We start from the raw sequence: 24,635 nt of genomic DNA, 5'->3' as shown, positions 1-24,635 counted from the left end.
GATAAGCTGTTAATATGAATATCTTCAATTTACTAAAACAATTAAAAGAACGAGATGTCTCTGTTGGAGTAGAAGGGGAAAAGCTGAAAGTTTACGACCCTGAAAATAACTTAACACCTGAGTTGTTACAGAGCTTGAAAGAAAAGAAACAAGAAATTATTCATTTCTTCAGTAACAGTGATGAGCTAACCAAGTCTGACTTTCCTTTGGCTGATCTCACGCGTGAGTTATTTACGGAAATTCATGCAGAGTATACCGATCTACAGAGCATTATGATTGCTACACCAATGCAATCAGGAATGATTTTCCAAAGTCTAATGGATAAATCCAATGCTGCTTATACGGTTCAGCTATCAGGGGAGCTGGTCGGTGTTATCGATGAAAAGGCCTTTGAAGCAGCATGGCTTCACCTGATTGAGAGACATGAGATATTAAGAACTTGTTTTGTTGGACTTGGAGAAAAGCGTATTCATCAACTGGTCCGTAAAGCGGCTGCTTTTTCAGTCCAGTATCATGACTTATCAAGCTATAATCGAACGCTCGCATATGAGCAGCTTGATGCCATCAAACAAGCAGATAGAGAGCAAGGCTTTGACCTTAAAGTGCCTCCTTTGATGCGGGTGCAACTTGTTAAACTTGATACGGAGCTATATCAGTTTATTTGGTCATATCATCATGCTTTGCTCGATGGTTGGTGTAACCCTATTGTGATCCAAGAAGTGATGGCGTTTTATCAAGGAGTCGTGAATGGGACTCCAGTGGTGCTCGGTGAACCTGCTAAATATGAAAACTTTATCCGCTGGTTGAAATCCAGAAATACAGATAAATCAAAACTATTTTGGCGGGAAACTTTATCTGGTTTATCTGAAGCTGCGCCTTTGCCATTTTTGAAACCTGCAAAGACGCTTACTTCACACTATGAAAAATGTTCTTTTTCGCTGTCTGAAGAGCAAAGTCGTAACCTTGCGCAATTAGCCCAAAAAGAAAAATGCACAGTGAATGTACTGTTGCAATTTGCTTGGGCATACCTATTAAGCCAGTACTCGGCGCGCCAAGATGTGCACTTTGGGGTCACTGTATCAGGCCGTCCAGCGGAGCTGGTTGGTGTTGAGAATATGCTAGGGTTATTTATTAACTCTATTCCCCTCTGCGTATCAGTAGACAAAACGTCAACAATTCGAGCTGTGTTAGACCATATTCATCGAACTAACATGGAATGTAACGAACATAGCTATTTGTCATATAGCGATATTCAAAAGCAGTCAGATATTCCTGCGAATAAACCGTTATTTGAAAGTCTCGTTATTTTTGAAAACTATCCCTCTGATGGGGTGGCAGGTGATGACAGCTCAGTGAGGCTCACTCAATTAAACAGTGAAGAGGATACTAACTTTGCATTAACCTTATACGCGTCAATGGCTGAGAAATTGGAGGTTGACTTACATTTCCAAACCGCAAGAATATCTCTAGAGAATGTACAGAGTGTAGTGGAATATCTACAACAGATCTTAATCAGCTTAAGTCAGGTATCAATGGAGGAGATAATATCTGAAGTAAGCCTTATCCCGGTACCAAAAACGAAGGCTTTTATTGCTGGGGAAACGAAAGAGATTAACGCTAAATCAGGGTTGTTGGCACAGTTTGAACATTATGTTGGAATGACGCCAGACAAAGTGGCGGTGGTGTGTGATGGTCACGCTTTCACATACAAACAGTTGTCTGAGCGCATCAATAAAATGGCGAACATGTTACATACACAAGGCCTTGGTGCTGGCGATTTGGTTAGCGTTTATTTGCCAAGAAATATTGAACTGTTAACCTCTATGTTGGCAATTCAGAAAGTAGGAGCCGCTTATGTCCCACTTTCGACCAATTATCCAATTGACCGGATAGCCTACATGCTAGAACATTCAAAGGCTAAGCGTGTTATTACGAGCGGTGATTTAGCGTTGGAGCTTGAGATCTGCGCGGATAGGGTTTTAGATTTGTCTGCATCAAACATAGTGACTGCCTTAGAAGGCAGCTCAGTAGCCCTTAACAATGAAATTCAGCTTCCTGCACCTGATGATCTCATGTATGTGATTTATACCTCAGGATCGACAGGCAAGCCAAAAGGGGTTTGTATCAGCCATAATAATGTCGCTAACTTTCTCCATGCAATGGAGCAAAGTCCTGGGTTATCTAGCCAAGATAGGCTACTTGCGATCACCCCTATCAGTTTTGATATTTCAGTACTTGAGCTCTATTTGCCACTGTATGTTGGCGCAACTGTTCATATTGTCGATGAGAAAATAAGTAAAGATAGCGGTAAACTGGTAAGCTATATCGAGCAAAATCAGATCTCTTGTGTACAGGCAACACCAGCTACTTGGACGATGTTAGAAGGGCAATCAAACTGGTCTACAGTCCAGCCTATAAAAGCGCTTTGTGGCGGTGAAGCATTGCCTCTGCATTTAGCAACAAAGATGGTGTCTAGGTACGAAGAAGTTTGGAATATGTACGGTCCAACTGAGGCAACCGTGTGGGTTGGTGCACATCGTATTGACAATGCTGATACTATTTCAATTGGTACGCCAATACTCAATACTAAGTTTCATGTTTTAAATGACAAGCTAAAACCAGTAGTGCCAGGCATGAGTGGAGAGTTATATATATCTGGGGCTGGATTAGCGAAGGGTTATTTGAATGAGCCGGAACTGACAACTGAACGATTTTTATCTTCTCCAGAATCTGGAGAGTTGATTTATAAAACTGGAGATGTTGTTCGACAGATCAGCAACAATGCCTATCAATACCTAGGGCGTGTTGATGAGCAAGTCAAAGTGCGTGGTTACAGGATTGAACTAGCAGAAGTGGAATCAGCGCTGATACAAAACGAATTAATTGAGTTCGTTGTGGTTAAAGCCGTATCAAATGGGGATGATTTCTCTCAACTGGTTGCCTATTGTGAATTAACCCCGGCAAGTAATGAGTATGATAACCTCGACTTACTTCAAAAAGTTAAAGCTCATCTCAATGAAACTTTACCTGAATATATGCATCCAGCTTACTTTGAAATTATCGAAAATTGGCCGCTTACGCCAAGTGGTAAGGTAGACAAAAAGGCATTACCTAAACCAGAGATCTCGCTTGCTTTAGAAGAGTATGTTGCGCCTAATACAGACACTGAGCATAGCTTGGTTGCTCTGTGGTCAGAGTTACTTAAATTAGAGCCTTCAAAGATAAGTGTTACCAGCAGTTTCTTTCTTTTAGGGGGCAACTCTTTGCTACTGATGCGCTTAGTATCACGACTTAGGGAACAATTTTCTGTTGATATTGAACTAGAAGAAGCAATGGAACTATCCAGCATTCGATTGTTGGCTGAGAAAGTCGATGACTATCAGAAAAGTAATGCACTTTCAGACATCAGTAAGGTATCGGATGTATTGGCAGAAGATGAAGTGGAAGAAGCTATATGATAGAGAATCTACTACAGAGAGTTAAGGAACAAGGGATAAAGTTATACCTAGATAACGAAGGTGCCTTAAAACTAAGAAGAAAAACGAACACAGCAAACGACTCATTAATTGCAGAAATAAAAGAAAAAAAAGCACAGATTATCGAATGGCTTAAGGTTTCAGCAAAGGTAAATGACAAAATAGCAAGAGCTGAACATATTGATAGCGAAGCGCCAGCATCTTTTGCTCAGCAGAGAATGTGGTTGATTAATCAATTAGAAAGCAGTGATGCACATTATAATATGACAGACGCATTGCATATTAATGGCACCATAGACTTATCTGTGATTGAACAGACTTGTGATGAGATTATTAAACGACACGAGCCTCTTAGAACCATTTTTTTTGAAAGAGATGGGCAGGTGTGGCAAAAGGTATTAGACAAGTTTCATTTTCAAGTTACTCGTTTTGACTTTGCTCAAGAAAGTGAAAATGTGGACAACCTAGTTTCTGAGTGTGTGAAGCAGTTTTCGTTACAAGCTTTCTCTCTTGAATCTGACTTGATGTTGAAAGTTGGCTACATTGAGCTGCCAATGAATAACACCGGTGAAGCGCAAGGAGTATTACTCTTTAATCTGCACCATATTGCTGGAGACGGATGGTCCAGAGGACTGCTGCTTAAGGAGTTCAATCATCTCTATCAATCAATTCAGCAGGGAGAGCCGAGTCGGCTGACACCAAATGCACTTCGATACATAGATTACTCGGTATGGCAAAGAGAGCAGTTCGAGTCATCAACAGTAGACTCTCAGAGGGCGTATTGGTTGAAGCAGCTTACTGAGTTGCCAGATGTGCATGCTTTGCCACTTGATCATCCTCGCCCACCAGTGCAGAGCTTTGATGGTAGTCGTGTTCAATTTGCTCTAGAAGCGCAGTTGAGCATGCAGTTGAAAGCGTTGGCTGTTGAGCAAAATGTAACATTATTTATGTTACTTCACGCAGCGTTTAGTTTATTGTTATCTCGCTATTCGGATTGCACTGATATTGTAATTGGTACACCTGTGGCAAATCGTAGGCAGCAAGAGTTAGAGGGATTAATAGGCTGTTTTGTAAATACGCTTGTACTGCGTACCAATACGTCTGAGAACAGGCGCTTTATTGATTACTTGCATGATGTAAAAAAAATCAATGTAAATGCACAAGCAAATCAAGATATGCCATTTGATTTACTTGTTGATGAGCTAAATCCGCAGAGAAGTCCTGCATACTCACCGTTATTTCAAATTCAGTTTAGTATGAATAATACTGAGTCGGTGAAGCCGAACTTAGCGAGTTCTTCTGTTTCTTCTGCGAATGTATCACGTAGTCTAGTAAAGTATGAACTTGCGTTACATGCCGTGGAGGATCATGACAGACTGAATTTTAGATTTGAGTATAATACTTCAATATTCAAACAAGATACGATACAGCAACTACAAGCCTGCTTTGTTCAATTGCTAAAAAGTATTGTTGCGACGCCACAGCAGGGTATTCATGAATTAACACTAGTTTCTGAATCTAACCAACATCACCTTTTGGTTGAGCTCAATGATACATCAGCACCAATAGCGCACGATGACAATGTCGTCGCAGCATTTACGCAGCAGGTTGCCGATAACCCACAACGTATAGCTGTGACTTATGAGGGAGAGTCGTTAACGTACCAGCAACTCGATGAAAGAGTGAATCAATTAGCAAACCATCTACAAGATAATGGTGTTGGGGCGCATAGTTATGTTGCTTTATATATGGAACGTTCGCTGGAAATGGTTGTTGCTATTTGGGCGATTTTAAAATCTGGTGGGGCCTATATTCCGATCGATCCGACATTACCCGCTGCAAGGGTAAGGGTTATATTGCAAGACGCGTCACCAGTCTTAGTTTTAACACAGAAAAGGTTTTACGGCTCACTGTCCTCATACCATCATAATGTTGTCTCTCTTGATGAGGATTCGGTGATACAAACCCTAAGTAGCGGCTCACAGTCATTTGAAACTAATTCACTATTTCAGCAAGGGCAGGAAGCTTATATTATCTATACTTCAGGTTCTACTGGTGAACCAAAAGGGGTAATTTGCGAACACAAAGGCTTGTTTAATCGCATTGATTGGATGCAAAAAATGTATCAGCTGAACTCGGCTGATTGTGTGCTACAAAAGACACCATACAGTTTTGATGTATCAGTATGGGAGTTTATATGGCCGCTAATTACAGGGTGCCGTCTAGTCGTAGCAAAACCTGAGGGTCATAAAGAGCCGAGTTATTTGTCATCACTTATTCAATCACAAAAGGTAACAACATTACATTTTGTGCCCTCTATGCTTAATTTGATGCTTCAAGCTGGTGACTGGGAGCAATGCAGTACGGTTCGCCAAGTGTTTTGCAGCGGAGAAGCGCTATCAAGTGAATTACAAGCGCAGTTTTTTGCAACGGAGACAAAGTCTAAATTACATAATTTATATGGTCCAACAGAGGCTTCAATAGATGTTACTTATTGGGAGTGCGATAGCGCTGCTGATAAGGGGGCTAGTGTGCCAATAGGTAGACCTATACAAAATACAAGTTTAGTTGTGTTAGATAAAAACGGAAAACTTGTTCCATATGGTGCTGTTGGAGAGCTTCATATTGGCGGAATGGGATTGGCGGTAGGGTATCTAAACAAACCCGAATTAACAAAAGACAAGTTTATTCCAAACCCATTTCCACAGTTAAATGGCCCCAGACTATACAAAACGGGTGATTTGGTTCGTTATAGCGAAGGCGGTAAGCTGGAGTATTTGGGTCGAATAGATCACCAAGTTAAGCTGCACGGCTTAAGAATCGAGCTTGGCGAAATTGAGTATCAGCTGGTTCAGCATGACAAGGTTAATCGATGTCTCGTTATGGTTCGTGAGGACATTGTTAATCAACCAAGATTGGTTGCGTATTTTGATAGTCCACACCCTGATATAGAAACACACTGTACAGAGTATCTAAAACAACAATTACCAAGTTATATGGTACCGGAAGTCTTGATCAGGGTAACGCAATGGCCGCTCACTGCGAACGGCAAAATCGACAGGAAAAAGCTACCTGTACCTAATGTGCCAGACACACTGAAGTATCTAGCTCCTGAAAACGAAATAGAAAGTCAGTTGCAACTTTTTGTGATGTCAGTACTACATTTAAACGAAGAACAAGTAAGCGCCGATGCTGACTTCTTTGAGCTGGGTGGTAATTCTTTACTGGCAATAAAGTTGATATCGAAGATTAACGAACAGTGGCAAATAAATATATCTAGTAAAGAAATCTTCAATACTAGAACCATAAGAGGATTGGGCGCAGAGATAGAAAAATATACTCTAGTATTGGCTTCCCAAATAATAACAAATAATACGCAAGTAGAGGAAAGTGGCTGGCTATGAACATTGTACAACTAATTCACCAAGCAAATAGCTCGGGTGTAACACTATTTTGTAAGTCTGGAAAATTAGGGTTTAGATTAAATAAGGGTTGTACTTTCCCACCAGAACTAAAACAAAGCATAGCGGATAACAAGCAAGCTATTATTGAATTTTTGACAGCCTATGAATCTTCGCCGAGCCTAGCGTTAAAGCCTATCACCCCAGTAGACAGAAACACAGATAAGTTCCCTCTGTCTTTTGCCCAGCAGCGGCTATGGTTTATTGATAGTTTGCAAGGTAGCACTCCAGAGTACAATATGCCGATGGTATTTGAGCTGTCAGGCACGATTAGTCTGACGAGTATCCAGCGAGCCTTTCGTGAAATTATCGCGCGTCATGAAGTCTTAAGAACCGTCTATGAAGAGCATGATGGTGAAGCATATCAAAAGATAAAAACAATATCTGAAGTCGAGTTTGCGATTCAGCAAAAAGACATCAGTGAACTCGATGAGCAAGATAAAGAAACCGCACTTAAAGCATATGTGCGTGAGGAAGTAGGGAGACCGTTTAATCTATCCACAGAAGTGATGTTACGGGTAAGCTTTATAAAGACCGCAGAAACATCAGGCGTACTGTTACTTAATCTGCACCACGTAGCGTCAGACGGATGGTCAATGGAAATCCTGATGAAGGAGTTCTTTGCACTGTATCATGCGCAAGAAGCAGGTGAAGCTAGCCCCTTACCAGAACTCGCGGTGCAGTATGCTGATTATGCTCATTGGCAGCGTCACTATTTGGCACAAGAGCAGCTTGAGGGTCAGTTGGATTATTGGGAGCAGCAACTTGAAGGGTTACCTGCACTCCATAGTTTGCCATTAGATAAAGCAAGGCCAGCACAAAAGCAATATCAGGGTGCGCGAGTTACAGGAGTCTTACCCAAAGAGTTGGCGCAAGCACTTCTGAAGATGGCGCAGCAATTCAAAATCACTCCGTTTATGTTATTGCATGGAGCCTTATCGTTACTCCTGTCGAGGCATGGAAACAGTAAGGATGTGGTCATAGGCACACCAATAGCGAATCGGGAGCAGCGAGAGCTGGCACCATTGATAGGGTTCTTCGTCAACACCTTAGTGCTAAGAGCAGATACTGGTCATAATACAGTAGGTGAGTATTTAGCACACATAAGACAAGTTAATCTAGATGCACAAGCAAATCAGTCAGCGCCCTTTGAGCAAATAGTCGAGCGTTTGAAAGTGCCACGCAGTGGCTCACACAGCCCACTATTTCAAATCATGATGACGACCAATAGTGACTATGGTTTATCGAGTGATGCGGATAAAGCAGGGTTTAAGCTACCAGGTGTGACGGTTAAGCCGTACAGTGGTGACAGTGTACAGGCGAAATTTGATTTGGATGTCGATATTCAAATTAATGAGCAAGGTGTTACCGTGCACTGGAATTATGATGTTAGCCTGTTCGACAAAGGACATATTGCCCAGCTGAATGCGCACTTTGAGCGGCTACTGACAGGGTTGAGTGAAGCCAGTGCACAAACCGCAGTGAGTAGCTTGCCATTGTTATCGAAAGAAGAAGAGCACAAGCTGCTGTATACACTGAACGACACAGCAGTAGAGTATGATAAGTCGGCTTGTATTCATACGTTGTTTGAGCGCCAAGTGGACTTAGTGCCAGAGCAAGTTGCGGTTGCATTTGCAGATGACGTTTTACAATATAAGACATTGGATGAGAAGGCGAATCAGCTAGCACATTACCTGCGCGCAGAGCATGGGATAGGGCCAGATAGCTTAGTGGGTGTGTGCGCAGATAGGTCACTGGAGATGGTGATAGCGGTTTTAGGGATCTTAAAAGCAGGAGGTGCTTATGTGCCACTAGACCCGAGTTATCCGCGTAGCCGCTTAGAATATATGATAGCAGATGCGTCATTATCGGTGGTAGTGAGCCATGGAGAGACGGCAGAAGCATTAGCGAGTTTTACTAAAACGCAAGTTAGGTTAGATGGATTTGCCTTAGGGGAGCCGCATCTGTGTGATGCGTATCCACGTACTCGGCCACAAGAGGTCGGTGTGAGCGCATCACATCTGGCGTATGTGATTTATACCTCAGGCTCGACAGGACAGCCAAAAGGCGTGATGATTGAGCATCAAAATACGGTTGCAATGTTGAATTGGGGCAAGCATTTTTATTCAACGGCAGAGTTGCAAACAGTATTAGCGAGTACTTCTTTAAGTTTTGATTTATCTGTTTTTGAATTATTTTTACCGCTAAGTGTTGGCACAAAAGTAAGACTCGTTAAAAATGTTTTAGAAGTAGTGACAGAGCAGTGTGTTCGGGATGTCACCTTACTTAATACAGTTCCTTCAGCTATCTCGGCTTTGCTAGATAATAATACTTATTTAGAGAAAATCCGGGTCATTAATCTTGCGGGAGAAGCATTACACAGTGAGCTTATCAACAAAATATTTGAACAATATACGGCGATTAGCGTTTGTAATCTATATGGCCCATCTGAAGATACGACCTACTCAACCGGGATCAGGTTTAATAATGCGGTACAGTCAACGCCAAGTATTGGCCGTGTGATTTCAAATAGTATTGCGCTGATTTTAAATGAAGATGGCCAGCTATTACCTTACGGCTCTGTAGGAGAGTTATATTTGGGAGGTGATGGTGTCTCTAGAGGATATAGGCACCAAGCCGAGCTAACGGCAGCTAAGTTTGTTAGTAATCCATATTCCACAGTAGGACAGGGAGTTCAGGCTGCTCGACTTTACCGTACAGGAGATTTAGTAAAGTATCTTCCTTGTGGTAATTTAGCGTTTCTTGGTCGAATTGATGATCAGGTGAAGATAAGAGGATTTAGGATAGAGCTTGGGGAAATCGAGTTTGAATTATCTCAACTTGCTGAAATTGACTCATGCCTAGTCATTGCGAAGCAGGTTGGAGAAGATAACCGCTTAATCGCATACCTAAAAGGCCACGATGGTGACATCAATATTGATGAAGTTAAGAAAGCGCTTCGTTTAGCATTACCTGAATATATGGTGCCTAGCTTTTTTGTGGAAGTTGAAGAGTGGCCATTAACACCAAATGGAAAAATCGACAAAAAGCAATTACTAGAAATTGAAGGTGTCGGTTTTAATGAAGAATACGTTGCACCGCAGAGCCAAACTGAGCTGGCACTAGTGGATATTTGTTCTGAATTGTTGGAACTGGAACAAAGTAAAATAAGTATTAAAGCAAACTTTTTTGAACTGGGAGGGCACTCCCTATTAATAATGAAGTTTGTAAGAAAAATTGAGGAAGTCCTAGGGATCACAATCTCAATGAATGCTTTTTTTGATGTGCAGACTCTGCAAGAGCTTGCTTCCCTATGTGAAATTATAGCGGTAAGTCAGTCTATCAACGAGGTAGATGATGTTGCCGAATACGAAGAGTTCGAGTTTTGAGATGAATGCATTAAACCTTATCCAGCAGTTGGCTAGACAAGACATTATTTTGCAAATGACAGAGAATGGATCGTTAACTGCTAAGGCTCCCAAGGGAGCCATCACAGCTGAAATAAGTGATCTTATAAGGCAAAATAAGAGAGAATTTATTGATTGCTTAACGCGCTTAGAGTCACTTCATTCTCAAGTGGAAAGCAATTCGGTCATTCCTGTTGACAGAAACACAGATAAGCTCCCTCTGTCTTTTGCCCAGCAGCGGCTATGGTTTATTGATAGTTTGCAAGGTAGCACTCCAGAGTACAATATGCCGATGGTATTTGAGCTGTCAGGCACGATTAGTCTGACGAGTATCCAGCGAGCCTTTCGTGAAATTATCGCGCGTCATGAAGTCTTAAGAACCATCTATGAAGAGCATGATGGTGAAGCATATCAAAAGATAAAAACAATATCTGAAGTCGAGTTTGCGATTCAGCAAAAAGACATCAGTGAACTCGATGAGCAAGATAAAGAAACCGCACTTAAAGCATATGTGCGTGAGGAAGTAGGGAGACCGTTTAATCTATCCACAGAAGTGATGTTACGGGTAAGCTTTATAAAGACCGCAGAAACATCAGGCGTACTGTTACTTAATCTGCACCACATAGCGTCAGACGGATGGTCAATGGAAATCCTGATGAAGGAGTTCTTTGCACTGTATCATGCGCAAGAAGCAGGTGAAGCTAGCCCCTTACCAGAACTCGCGGTGCAGTATGCTGATTATGCTCATTGGCAGCGTCACTATTTGGCACAAGAGCAGCTTGAGGGTCAGTTGGATTATTGGGAGCAGCAACTTGAAGGGTTACCTGCACTCCATAGTTTGCCATTAGATAAAGCAAGGCCAGCACAAAAGCAATATCAGGGTGCGCGAGTTACAGGAGTCTTACCCAAAGAATTGGCGCAAGCACTTCTGAAGATGGCGCAGCAATTCAAAATCACTCCGTTTATGTTATTGCATGGCGCCTTATCGTTACTCCTGTCGAGGCATGGAAACAGTAAGGATGTGGTCATAGGCACACCAATAGCGAATCGGGAGCAGCGAGAGCTGGCACCATTGATAGGGTTCTTCGTCAACACCTTAGTGCTAAGAGCGGATACTGGTCATAATACAGTAGGTGAGTATTTAGCACACATAAGACAAGTTAATCTAGATGCACAAGCAAATCAGTCAGCGCCCTTTGAGCAAATAGTCGAGCGTTTGAAAGTGCCACGCAGTGGCTCACACAGCCCACTATTTCAAATCATGATGACGACCAATAGTGACTATGGTTTATCGAGTGATGCGGATAAAGCAGGGTTTAAGCTACCAGGTGTGACGGTTAAGCCGTACAGTGGTGACAGTGTACAGGCGAAATTTGATTTGGATGTCGATATTCAAATTAATGAGCAAGGTGTTACCGTGCACTGGAATTATGATGTTAGCCTGTTCGACAAAGGACATATTGCCCAGCTGAATGCGCACTTTGAGCGGCTACTGACAGGGTTGAGTGAAGCCAGTGCACAAACCGCAGTGAGTAGCTTGCCATTGTTATCGAAAGAAGAAGAGCACAAGCTGCTGTATACACTGAACGACACAGCAGTAGAGTATGATAAGTCGGCTTGTATTCATACGTTGTTTGAGCGCCAAGTGGACTTAGTGCCAGAGCAAGTTGCGGTTGCATTTGCAGATGACGTTTTACAATATAAGACACTGGATGAGAAGGCGAATCAGCTAGCACATTACCTGCGCGCAGAGCATGGGATAGGGCCAGATAGCTTAGTGGGTGTGTGCGCAGATAGGTCACTGGAGATGGTGATAGCGGTTTTAGGGATCTTAAAAGCAGGAGGTGCTTATGTGCCACTAGACCCGAGTTATCCGCGTAGCCGCTTAGAATATATGATAGCAGATGCGTCATTATCGGTGGTAGTGAGCCATGGAGAGACGGCAGAAGCATTAGCGAGTTTTACTAAAACGCAAGTTAGGTTAGATGGATTTGCCTTAGGGGAGCCGCATCTGTGTGATGCGTATCCACGTACTCGGCCACAAGAGGTTGGTGTGAGCGCATCACATCTGGCGTATGTGATTTATACCTCAGGCTCGACAGGACAGCCAAAAGGCGTGATGATTGAGCATCAAAGCTTGCACAACAATATGATTACTTCCCTCGAATACACGGAATTATCCCCTAGTGCGGCTATTTACCATTGTTCATCAGTTGCCTTTGATGCTGCCGTTTGGGTTATGTGGTTAGGCCTCGTAAATGGAGCCAAATTGCGATTAGCGACAACGTTAGAGTATGGAAAAGAGTTAGTACATTATGGCGATGTCTCCCACCTCTTTATGACTCCCTCTATGTTGCGATGTTTGAAAGTTAAAAAATATGAAAGTCTAACCACAGTGATGGTAGGTGGTGAGCATTGCCCTGATTCACTTGCTAATGAGTGGCTATCAGTAGGTGTTGAATTTTTAAATGCCTATGGCCCAACTGAAATAACTATCTGTAGCTCAATTGGCCGATGCTTGGAGGGTAAGCAGGCAACGATTGGTACTCCTTTTGCCAATATGCAGTATTATATTTTAGATGCGGATCAAGCTTTGCTACCTTACGGTGCTGTGGGTGAGTTATATGTTGGTGGAGATGGAGTGGCCAGAGGTTATTTGAACAAAGCGACATTGACACAAAATAGCTTTATTCCTAATCCATACTTTTGCCCAAATAAAAGGAACACTTCAAAGCGATTATATAAAACGGGAGACTTAGTTAAATTTAATTCAGACGGTGAACTTATTTACATTAGCCGCGTCGATGATCAAGTGAAAATTCGCGGGTTTCGAGTCGAGCTTGGTGAGATTGAGTCACAAATAAACTCTTGCTCTGAGGTTGACTCTAGCGTCGTACTCATCATTGAACGCGGCACATCAAAGTATCTTGTGGGGTATATCAAACAGAGAGAAGGACTTGTTCAGTCCACCAGTGCTGTTGAGCAACAAGTCCAGCAACACTTAAAAACCTCATTGCCTGCACATATGCTCCCAAGCAAGCTGATTGTAGTGAGTGAATTTCCGAGAACGGCAAATGGCAAGGTTGATAAGGTGGCGTTATCAGCAACAACGCTTGATACGGATACTGTAGCTACAGTTATCGAGGCTAAAGATGATATAGAAAAAGCACTAGTACAGATCTGGTCTGAGCTATTTAGTGTACCTCCTGCATTGATCAGTACTGAAGATGACTTTTTTGAATTAGGTGGTCATTCATTATTGTCGATGAGGCTGTGCTCTGAGATAGAAGATAAACTAAACGTACAAATACCACTGCGGGAAATTTACGATAGCCCTACCATCGTAGATATCGCTATATTGGTAAAAAATGCAGTTGATGTAGGGTCAAACCTAGTCTCTCGAGTAGAAAGAAACACAGATAAGTTCCCTCTGTCTTTTGCCCAGCAGCGGCTATGGTTTATTGATAGTTTGCAAGGTAGCACTCCAGAGTACAATATGCCGATGGTATTTGAGCTGTCAGGCACGATTAGTCTGACGAGTATTCAGCGAGCCTTTCGTGAAATTATCGCGCGTCATGAAGTCTTAAGAACCGTCTATGAAGAGCATGATGGTGAAGCATATCAAAAGATAAAAACAATATCTGAAGTCGAGTTTGCGATTCAGCAAAAAGACATCAGTGAACTCGATGAGCAAGATAAAGAAACCGCACTTAAAGCATATGTGCGTGAGGAAGTAGGGAGACCGTTTAATCTATCCACAGAAGTGATGTTACGGGTAAGCTTTATAAAGACCGCAGAAACATCAGGCGTACTGTTACTTAATCTGCACCACATAGCGTCAGACGGATGGTCAATGGAAATCCTGATGAAGGAGTTCTTTGCACTGTATCATGCGCAAGAAGCAGGTGAAGCTAGCCCCTTACCAGAACTCGCGGTGCAGTATGCTGATTATGCTCATTGGCAGCGTCACTATTTGGCACAAGAGCAGCTTGAGGGTCAGTTGGATTATTGGGAGCAGCAACTTGAAGGGCTACCTGCACTCCATAGTTTGCCATTAGATAAAGCAAGGCCAGCACAAAAGCAATATCAGGGTGCGCGAGTTACAGGAGTCTTACCCAAAGAGTTGGCGCAAGCACTTCTGAAGATGGCGCAGCAATTCAAAATCACTCCGTTTATGTTATTGCATGGCGCCTTATCGTTACTCCTGTCGAGGCATGGAAACAGTAAGGATGTGGTCATAGGCACACCAATAGCGAATCGGGAGCAGCGAGAGCTGGCACCATTGATAGGGTTTTTCGTCAACACCTTAGTGCTAAGAGCGGATACTGGTCATAATACAGTAGGTGAGTATTTAGCACACATAAGACAAGTTAATCTAGATGCACAAGCAAATCAGTCAGCGCCCTTTGAGCAAATAGTCGAGCGTTTGAAAGTGCCACGCAGTGGCTCACACAGCCCACTATTTCAAATCATGATGACGACCAATAGTGACTATGGTTTATCGAGTGATGCGGATAAAGCAGGGTTTAAGCTACCAGGTGTGACGGTTAAGCCGTACAGTGGTGACAGTGTACAGGCGAAATTTGATTTGGATGTCGATATTCAAATTAATGAGCAAGGTGTTACCGTGCACTGGAATTATGATGTTAGCCTGTTCGACAAAGGACATATTGCCCAGCTGAATGCGCACTTTGAGCGGCTACTGACAGGGTTGAGTGAAGCCAGTGCACAAACCGCAGTGAGTAGCTTGCCATTGTTATCGAAAGAAGAAGAGCACAAGCTGCTGTATACACTGAACGACACAGCAGTAGAGTATGATAAGTCGGCTTGTATTCATACGTTGTTTGAGCGTCAAGTGGACTTAGTGCCAGAGCAAGTTGCGGTTGCATTTGCAGATGACGTTTTACAATACAAGACATTGGATGAGAAGGCGAATCAGCTAGCACATTACCTGCGCGCAGAGCATGGGATAGGGCCAGATAGCTTAGTGGGTGTGTGCGCAGATAGGTCACTGGAGATGGTGATAGCGGTTTTAGGGATCTTAAAAGCAGGAGGTGCTTATGTGCCACTAGACCCGAGTTATCCGCGTAGCCGCTTAGAATATATGATAGCAGATGCGTCATTATCGGTGGTAGTGAGCCATGGAGAGACGGCAGAAGCATTAGCGAGTTTTACCAAAACGCAAGTTAGGTTAGATGGATTTGCCTTAGGGGAGCCGCATCTGTGTGATGCGTATCCACGTACTCGGCCACAAGAGGTTGGTGTGAGCGCATCACATCTGGCGTATGTGATTTATACCTCAGGCTCGACAGGACAGCCAAAAGGCGTGATGATTGAGCATAAAGCTATTGTGAACTATCAAAATCATATCACACATAGTTATAATATTTCGTACACAGATTGTGTGTTACAGTTTTCAAACACCTCGTTCGATATCTTTATTGAAGAATTTTTCGGGGCGCTTTGTCATGGTGCAAGGTTAGAGATTAGAAATGAAGACTGCATGTTGGGGCTGGCGCAATTTACTCAATTTTGCGATGAAAAAGGCGTAACAATAGCTAGTTTGCCAACGGCATTTTGGGCGCAACAACTTACTGAAGAAGTAGTAATTGAAGAAACAACGCTACGAATGGTTATTGTTGGTGGCGAGGAGCTTACCCATTCGACGGTTAAGCGGCATTACATGCAAATGCCACAAAGTACGATCTTGGTAAATACTTATGGCCCTACGGAAGCGACAATTACTGCTACGACTTATGTTACTTCAGCAGCTGATCTGGTGAATGAGGTTATACCGATAGGTAAGCCTAATAAAAACAATCAATTATACATACTGAATGCGCAGCTGGAGTTGTGCTCTGAGCACCATGTTGGCGAGTTGTATATCGGCGGGGATGGTTTAGCACGCGGGTATCTAAATAAACCCGAGTTGACACAAAAAGTATTTATTAATAATCCATACTATGACCCGCATAAACAAATCGGCTCCCGTGTGATCTATCGTACTGGTGATCTAGTGAAGTACTCCGAGTCTGGGTGTATTGAGTTCTTAGGGAGAAAGGACTCGCAAGTTAAGATTAGGGGGTATAGATTAGAGCTAGCTGAAGTTGAAAGCCATCTAATTGGACTTGAAGAGGTTGAGTCAGCTTTGGTATTAACTGAAAATCAACCTCATGGGCCACAACTCATCGCCTTTATCAAACTAGCTGATGCTAAGATTAGCGTGGATGGGATCAGAGAGAAGCTGAAATCTGTGATGCCAAACTATATGCTGCCTCAATACCTTGAGGCTGTTACCGAATGGCCGCTAAATGCTAATGGGAAAATAGATAAAGCTGAGTTGTTAGCTGGCTATCACACACCTAGCGTGAGCGATTTTCAGCTTCCCAGTTCTAAAGCGGAGCAAGATCTAATCAACGTGTTTGCAAAAGTGCTAGACAAAGCGCCAAACCAATTAGATATGACGGCTAACTTCTTCCACCTTGGAGGGCACTCATTATTGGTGCCCATGTTGACAAGAGAAATCAACAAGAAGTTTGGTAGTAATCTGAAACTAAAAGATATATTTGAAAACCCAACAGCAAAAGAGTTGGTCGATGTGTTGGCATCAGAAAATATAAAAGGACATGATGAGAGTAACGTACATTTAATTACTTTGTCTGAGGGGTCTAAAGAGGCACCAGCGCTGGTGTTAATCCATCCTGTTGGTGGGTCAGTGGCATGTTATGCACCGTTATTATCTAAGTTAAACGTAAAAGGTTCAGTGTATGGGATTAGTACCTCGGAAATAGATGAAGCAAGTTTATCTTTGGTAGCTGAAAAATATAATAAACTTCTTAATAATCATGGTATTAATTGCTTCTCCTTGGCTGGCTGGTCAATTGGTGGCATGATAGCACTTGAAATGGCTTCCCAATTAGAACAGAATGTGTCAGTGGTGTTAATCGACAGTTATACACCAGAGACAATAAAAAGCCATACAGACTTTGAGCTATCACCCCAGCATAGAGCCTTACATTCTTTAGTATTGGAGCTAAATGTTGACTTGGGGATACTGCCTACAAATGTATTCGAAACAGAGGTTGAAGTCTTATGTGAAATGGTTGTGGCTCGAGGAATAGAACAAAATATATTCTCATCGGCAGTATCTGCCACAGATTTGCATGGGCGTATAAAGGTAATATCGGCACTTGAGTCACTTACTATGGCATATCAGCTGTCTAATTATCGAGGCCACACTCTATGGGTGAAGGCTTTATCTAGCGACGTGGATCAAGTGAGTGAAGAAGCTACGTGGTTAGCGCATTGTGAGAGTTTACAAGTTGTCCCTGTTGTAGCCGATCACTTTAGTATATTGCGAGATCCGTCTGTTGACTCGTTAAGCCAAGCTATAGAGTCTTTTTTACTGGAATCAAAGGAAGGTAGTTAATTCAATATCATAGCCACCGTATGAAGGATGGCTTTTTAATAACAGAGCCATGTATTACAGGTCAGCTGATAATACTGTTTTTAATGCATACACAAAATAAATCGCCAGTAGCATTTAGGGCCTACTAACTAGGGCTTTAAATTGGTCAAGTTTGACATGTATGCATCTTATTGGGAGTCAATATTTTGAGTAATGCAAAGATAACACTAAAAAAAGTTACTAAAGTCTTTGAAATGGAAGATGTAGATACACATGCGCTAAGAGGTGTAGATCTCGTTATTGAACCAGGCGAATTTGTTTCAATATCAGGGCCTTCAGGGTGTGGTAAATCAACATTATTATCAATTTTAGGACTGCTTGACACCGCAACAGATGGTGAATACCTAATTGAAGGCGAAAATATAATAGGGTTATCTGATGATGCGTTAGCGGAAATTAGAAACGAAAAAATTGGGTTTATTTTTCAATCTTTTAATCTTATTGATGAATTGACAGTCTTTGATAATGTTGCACTTCCTTTGCGCTATGGCAACGCCCAGCTAGATAGTAAAGCTGTGGAACAGCGAGTAAACGAAGTGCTTGCGCTGGTAGATATGAGCCACAGGGTAAATCATAAGCCGAATTATTTGTCAGGTGGTCAACAGCAGCGTGTGGCAATCGCTCGCGCGTTGGTAAAAAAACCTGCCATATTATTGGTGGATGAGCCTACTGGTAACCTAGATTCGAAAAGTGGTGATCTTGTGATGGGACTGTTGGCTGACCTAAATAACAAAGGGACTACAATCTGTATGGTAACTCACGATCCTCGCTATGCTGATATGGCGAAAAGAAGATTGTATCTACTTGATGGTGTGATCCAACCAGCCCCTGCAGTAGCGGAGAAAGTCGCGTGAAAAATGGTTTACTCTTGATCAAAGATGCCGTGATGAGTCTAAGACATCGACTTGGCTTTGTGTTTACGGTTATCACGACAATGGGGATCACGCTCGGTGCGTTCCTCTGTATCGCTACGCTAAATTATCTACTTCTGGTTAAGCCTCTCAGTTACTCTGAGCAACAAAATATGTTTGTTGCCGAGCACAAGCTGCTAGATCCAGATAAACGCCCAAGAGCAAACGCGTTTACGTACCCAGGCCTAGTCTACTTATACGAAAACCAAAGTTACTTTGATAATGCGACTATCATTGCTTACAAACAAAATGTTATTTCATCAATTCCATCTCAACCTACGGTAAATACGGGGGCCGTTACCCCAGAATTTACAGGTATGTTTGATATGAATATGTATATGGGGCGGAGTTTTAGCGAAACAGAGGCACTGAATAATTATAATCCAGTAACGGTGATAAGCTATCAAACTTGGCAAGGGCTATTTGGTAGTGATCCAGAGATTCTGTCTAAAACTTTAATGTTAGCAGGCATTAAATATCGAATCATTGGTGTGGCTGCAAAGGACTTTAAAGAGCCACAATTGCTAAAAACAGGCCACGAAACGCAAGTATGGCTACCTTGGGATTTCAACTCTTTTGAGGACGCGCAAAGACAGTACTGGGGCAATGTAAGTGATGCGCTATTCTTTGTGGGTGCAATAAAGCCAAATACTGATATGAAGTTGGCAGAACAACAACTTTCAGCGCTTGTTGACTCGCGTTGGCAGCAGGAGGGGATAGCCACCGGGTGGAGTATCGAAATTGCTTTAGTTGCGCTTAAAGATGTCATTATGGGTGATAGTAGTGTTATGGCGATACTGTTGCTAGGCGGTGTAACTGGTTTGGTATTAATCTCATGTGTAAACCTACTTAATTTATTTATGTCTCGTACAGTTGAACGTCAAACTGTGTTGTCTATTCATGCAGCCATCGGAGCTAAAAAGTCTGATCTATTCAAGCTAATGTTCGCAGAGTCTGGTGTTCTCTTAGGGATATCTACGGTGATAGCCTTAGTTATAGCAAGTTTCGGCTTTATGTTGTTGGGACACTATTTGAATGAAGTATTGCCAAGAGCAAATGAACTTAGCTTATCGCTATTTACTTTCGTTATTGCAGTTGTCTCTGCGTTGAGCCTTGCATTATTTTTTGCCAAAGTTGGGATTAGTATCGTTAACTATAAAAAGTTAAAAGAAGGGTTACAGTCAAGTGGTAAAGGAACTGGGGTTCAGGTATCTAAAAGAAAAAGAAAGTTGTTGATCATTAGCCAAGTTGGGTTGGTGACTAGTTTAGTTCTGGCCAATATCACTTTATTTCAGCTTGCTATCGAAACAATCTATAAAGATAAGGGATTTAATGTAGAGAACAAAGCTCAGCTATCAGTAAAGACCATGACGTCAGAGCCGCTCAGTAAAGATGCCTCAGTCGCAGTCATGAGAGCATTAAGGGATAGACTTGAAGCACAACCGCAGATTGCATCTGTGAGCCAAGCAAAGTCACCTGTTAACCCGTTTAGTACTTGGGCAATGAAAGATGTTGAAAATAATGCAAGACTAACTCCGCTAGGTAAAAAAGTTGACCAAAACTATTTTGCAATGATAGAACAAACACTTGTTGCGGGTCGCCTATTTGATAGTTCAGATATTCAGTCGGGTGCTCAGGTGATGATAGTGAATGAAGCATTTGCTGAAATGTATGGCGGCAGCCAAGATGTGATCGGCAAGCGTTTCACTCGTGGAAGTACACCAATAGAGGTCGTTGGCGTTGTAGAGCCTATCTTTCTTCCTTCTGGTGATACGAATACCGCCAGAGTATATATGCCTGAATCTCAGTCTAGCTATTACCTGATGCTTCAGTTTAAAGCGGAACAACTGATGAGTCGTGCGCAAATTGCAACTATTGTAAGTGCTGTAGATTCTCGGTTCACTGTATTCAACTTTGATATGTTATCAGAGTTGCATACAAAAATGCTCTTCGGAGATATTACAGCAGCGTTGACTTCAGGGCTCTTAACGATATTGATATTATTTCTAGCCGCAATAGGCTTGTATGGAACACTGAGTTATAACCTCCAACTTCGAAAGTTAGAGATTGGCACTCGCCGTGCGATTGGTGCAAAAAAGAAAGATTTGTACACCTTAATGATCGGTGACACTAGTCAACCTGTGTTTGTAGGTTTAGCTTTGGGTAGCCTGGGTCTTTTCATTCTCTGGCTTACCACTGAGGTTAACAGTATGATTTCGTTTGACTCAATGACGATAGGGATGCTTCTGATATCAGTCTTAATGATAATACTAATTTCATTATTTGCATGCTGTTACCCACTGAAACGACTCTTAGACAGCCCAATTATATATAAGCTGAAGGGAGAATAATCACAGATATAAGCTGAAATAAGAATGTCTCACACATGAGATGTTCTTTCAATTTCCTCGATAGAGCAAAGTGTGAGAGAAGAAGAGTATGATGAACATACCAAGCACAGAAGTGGTACAAAAAGCTTATGAAATGTGGTTGGGGGTAGGTGATAGTGTTTGTATCAGTCAGTCTGAGAACTTCATTTACTCCTTTACTCAGCATGATAAGGATTATGTACTTCGTCTGACGCCAAGCGAAAAGAAGCAGACATCACTATACGATGCAGAAATGAAAGTGCTAAATTATTTAGCTTCACATAATGTCAAAACTTGTCAGCCTGCAGAGTCAAAGTTTAACCGTTTACTTGAGCAAGTTTGCGTCAAAGCGGATGAGTCATGCTATATCGCAAGTGCATTTGTAAAGTTAGTTGGAGAACAGGTTGAGATAGCAGACGTTGATAGTGAGCTTCTGTTTCAGTGGGGGGAACTGTTAGGCAGCATTCATAAGGTTGGTTGTTCAATGAGTCCTGAGCAATTCAAAAGGCCAACGGAAGCGAGCGTAGTAACCGATGTGAAAAACTTGCTCAATGATTGTGCAGTGGATATTGATGATGAACTAAGGTTATTTATTCAAAGTGAAATAGAGTGGCTGAGTAATTTGCCAATGAATAGTCAGAATTATGGACTTAATCATGGTGATTTAGCTGTAAATAACTTAATAAAAACAAATAACCAACTATATGCAATCGACTTTGATAGCTGTCATTTCTGTCACTTTATCATTGATGTCGCGTTGGCTATACGGGCGAGTGTGGGAAGCATGAGTGACTTAAATAAAGCGCAAAGGGAGCGGTGCCATCAAGCAAATGCTAAGCATTTTCTGAGCGGGTACCATACTCAGCACCCCCTAGACAATATTGAAGTTGAGTCCATTGCAAGAGTAATAAATCTGATTGACTGTTTTGAGTATCTTATTTTGAGGTATAGATACTTTAAGCGGCAATCACAACAAGAAGCTCACTTTACTATGGGATCTATCAGCAGCGAAAAGTTTGAACAGATAGCCAGTGACATTATTTCAAGTGAGCAATTACTTTGGCTTTAATACCACTACGGTGGCTAAGCGATATAGGCAGTAATTTATCAGTATCAGGATCAGAGAAACTTAAGTATGCACCCTTTTAAAAGAAATATATATTTTCTAATAGTTTTACCTACAGCATTGGTGCTGTTTTTAACCGGTAGTTACATCTTTAAGAATATTGATGTTAAAGAAGCCTACTGGTTATCTGAAGGAATAACAGAACCTGTAAAAATAATAAAAGATAAGCAAGGTTACATTACAATAAATGCTAAATCTGACTATGACGCATTTTTTGCACTCGGCTTTAGTCATGCAAGAGACCGCCTCTGGCAATTAGAGTTGCAAAGACGTCTGGCACAAGGACGGTTAAGTGAAGTTTTGGGAGCCGAAGCATTACAGCGAGATGTATGGATGCGGACCGTTGGGCTTAATAAAGCAGCAGAATTAGCTTTGCATAATTTAAGTAGTGAGGCACGCGCTGTGCTAGAGGCTTATGCCAATGGTATCAACGCCTACATTAAGACAGATATAGCATTCCCGCCAGAATTTCAATTGCTTGATATCACAATGTCCGAATGGCAGCCTCAAGATTCGTTGGTGATCATGAAGCTGTTGTCCCTTAATTTATCGGGCACGATGTGGAGTGAGGTTGTGAATATGACTGCCACTGAAACTTTGGAGCCAAAATTAGCACAAGCAATTATTGAAAATTATCCAAACGATGCACCTGTGGTTGTGTCTAATCAGGAAATACTGAATCAAGCTGATGGGCTAATACAGACCAAAGCGGCACTTGAAGAAATAGGTGTTGGGGGAAAATATTTAGGTAGCAATGCATGGGTTGTCGCCGATCGTTTTACCGAAGGAACTGGGCCGATTTTAGCAAATGATCCTCACTTAAACTTACAAATTCCTGCTCCCTTCTACTTCACACATTTGAAAGGAAGTAAGCTGGATGTGCAGGGAATGACTTTAGTTGGTTTACCTGTCGTTGTATTTGGCCACAATGATGATATCACCTGGGGGGTGACAAATATGATGGCAGATACTCAGGATCTATTTTTGGAGCAGATTAATGGCGCAGATGCCAAAATGTACAAAGAGCATGGTGAGTGGAAAGCATTTGACGTAAGACGGGAAAAAATTTATGTGAAGCAGGCTTTTCCAGCGAGTCTAAATCCAGAGTTTAAGCCAGTTGAGATTGATGTGCGCTCAACAGTAAGAGGGCCAATCATTTCAGATGCGACTAACTTCGTAGACAACGTAATTTCACTTCGGTGGACGGCGCTTGATGCAAATGATACTAGCTTCGACGGTTTTCTTAAGTTGAATTATGCCAAAAATTGGGAGCAGTTTAGAAGCTCATTAGCTATGGTTGGTAGTCCGAGTCTAAACTTTTTGTATGCCGATAAAAATAATAATATTGGTTATCAAGCGGTTGGGAAAATTCCACAACGTCAAAATGGAGAGGGACAATTTCCTTTACCAGGATGGAACTCAACCAATCAATGGCAAGGCTATATTCCTTTCCGTGAGTTACCCATGAGTTTTAACCCTGAAAAAGGGTATATTGTCTCTGCGAATAATAAAATAGTGGGTTCCGAATACCCGTACTTTATCTCCCATGATTGGGCTCCACCCTACAGGGCACAGCGGATCGAAGCACTTATTGCATCAAAGTCATCACCACTCACAATAGAAGATATGATTGATTTTCAAGGAGACACTCTAGATTTAAGTGCACAGAAGTTAGTGCAATTGCTCACTCAATATGAAGGCGATAGCGTTGTTCACAAGCAAGCTGTAAGTATACTTCGTTCTTGGGACTTAGACATGGGAGCTGATAGTGTCGGGGCAGCTATTTACTTTAGTTGGTTTCGTCATTTGAAACAAAAAGTGTTGGCTCCTCAATTAGAAGCTTCATGGCATCGCACGTCACAAGCCAATGTATTTGAACACTTTATTAACAACACCTCCGCAGATCAGCTAGCAAGCATGATAAGTTCAAAAACAGATAATTGGTGTGCTGCATCGCAGTCCTCTCGATGCCAGCAAGAGCTATCTAGTTCCTTATCTGATGCAATCGATGAATTGTCTCTGCTATTAGGTAGCGATATGGAACAGTGGCAATGGGGGAAAGTACACAAAGTAGTTTATCAACACGTCCCATTTAGTAACATGAATATGCTGGATTCTATTTTTGAGCGCCGCGTTGGTAATGGCGGATCTCCGAATACAGTAAACGTGGCAAGTGCTGATTTTGTTGAAACGGAAGGTTACATTCAGTCTTCAGGCGCATCATTTAGACAGATCACCCAAATAAATGAAAGTGAGATTAAGCACCTGCATATGAACTCTACAGGGCAGTCGGGCATTGTATTTAGTCCTGCGTATGATGATGTTGTTGAGCCTTTTTTGAATCTTGAATTCCATCGTTCTAGTCGAGACTCAACAGAAGTGTCTGAAACCATAATTAATCTAAAAAAGTGATTGAA

At 42.0% G+C, this 24,635-nt stretch carries 8 protein-coding genes; all 8 read left to right on the top strand.

The genetic code is table 11. From position 1 onward, the window contains the following. Positions 1-14: 14 nt before the first annotated feature. The 8 genes from J8Z24_RS16610 (at position 15) to J8Z24_RS16575 (ending at position 24,630) form a co-directional block, all read left to right on the top strand. Complete coding sequence (locus tag J8Z24_RS16610) at positions 15-3,458, top strand: non-ribosomal peptide synthetase (RefSeq protein WP_176033051.1); 3,444 nt, start codon at positions 15-17, stop codon at positions 3,456-3,458. Next, positions 3,455-6,880, top strand: a complete 3,426-nt coding sequence (locus J8Z24_RS16605; RefSeq protein ID WP_252095051.1) for a non-ribosomal peptide synthetase — start codon at positions 3,455-3,457, stop codon at positions 6,878-6,880. Before J8Z24_RS16610 ends, J8Z24_RS16605 begins: the two co-directional genes overlap by 4 nt. After that, a complete protein-coding gene (locus J8Z24_RS16600) occupies positions 6,877-10,326 on the top strand; it encodes a non-ribosomal peptide synthetase (protein ID WP_252095050.1) in 3,450 nt (1,149 codons plus the stop codon). The genes J8Z24_RS16605 and J8Z24_RS16600 overlap by 4 nt, the downstream gene beginning before the upstream one ends. Before the next feature lies 1 nt (position 10,327). Next, complete coding sequence (locus J8Z24_RS16595; RefSeq protein WP_252095049.1) at positions 10,328-17,773, top strand: non-ribosomal peptide synthetase; 7,446 nt, start codon at positions 10,328-10,330, stop codon at positions 17,771-17,773. Between the two features lie 185 nt (positions 17,774-17,958). After that, complete coding sequence (locus tag J8Z24_RS16590) at positions 17,959-18,666, top strand: ABC transporter ATP-binding protein (RefSeq protein ID WP_373865579.1); 708 nt, start codon at positions 17,959-17,961, stop codon at positions 18,664-18,666. Beyond that, the gene (locus J8Z24_RS16585) at positions 18,663-21,074 is read left to right on the top strand and encodes an ABC transporter permease (protein WP_252095048.1); all 2,412 of its coding nucleotides are present in this window, start codon (positions 18,663-18,665) and stop codon (positions 21,072-21,074) included. The genes J8Z24_RS16590 and J8Z24_RS16585 overlap by 4 nt, the downstream gene beginning before the upstream one ends. Positions 21,075-21,162: 88 nt before the next feature. Further along, the gene (locus J8Z24_RS16580) at positions 21,163-22,161 is read left to right on the top strand and encodes a phosphotransferase enzyme family protein (protein ID WP_147389287.1); all 999 of its coding nucleotides are present in this window, start codon (positions 21,163-21,165) and stop codon (positions 22,159-22,161) included. Positions 22,162-22,227: 66 nt separating this feature from the next. After that, positions 22,228-24,630, top strand: coding sequence for a penicillin acylase family protein (locus tag J8Z24_RS16575; RefSeq protein WP_252095047.1), 2,403 nt, complete (start codon positions 22,228-22,230; stop codon positions 24,628-24,630). Positions 24,631-24,635 lie beyond the last annotated feature (5 nt).

Origin of the sequence: Pseudoalteromonas sp. SCSIO 43201 (assembly GCF_023716725.1) — a bacterium.
GTDB lineage: Bacteria > Pseudomonadota > Gammaproteobacteria > Enterobacterales > Alteromonadaceae > Pseudoalteromonas > Pseudoalteromonas peptidolytica.
This window is presented reverse-complemented; position numbering and strand designations above follow the sequence as displayed.

Bases quoted from the DNA above. Each gene is read 5' to 3' on its own strand.
- J8Z24_RS16580 (WP_147389287.1), top strand. From the start codon at position 21,163: ATGATGAACATACCAAGCACAGAAGTGGTACAAAAAGCTTATGAAATG.
- J8Z24_RS16605 (WP_252095051.1), top strand. From the start codon at position 3,455: ATGATAGAGAATCTACTACAGAGAGTTAAGGAACAAGGGATAAAGTTA.
- J8Z24_RS16610 (WP_176033051.1), top strand. From the start codon at position 15: ATGAATATCTTCAATTTACTAAAACAATTAAAAGAACGAGATGTCTCT.
- J8Z24_RS16595 (WP_252095049.1), top strand. From the start codon at position 10,328: ATGAATGCATTAAACCTTATCCAGCAGTTGGCTAGACAAGACATTATT.
- J8Z24_RS16575 (WP_252095047.1), top strand. From the start codon at position 22,228: ATGCACCCTTTTAAAAGAAATATATATTTTCTAATAGTTTTACCTACA.
- J8Z24_RS16600 (WP_252095050.1), top strand. From the start codon at position 6,877: ATGAACATTGTACAACTAATTCACCAAGCAAATAGCTCGGGTGTAACA.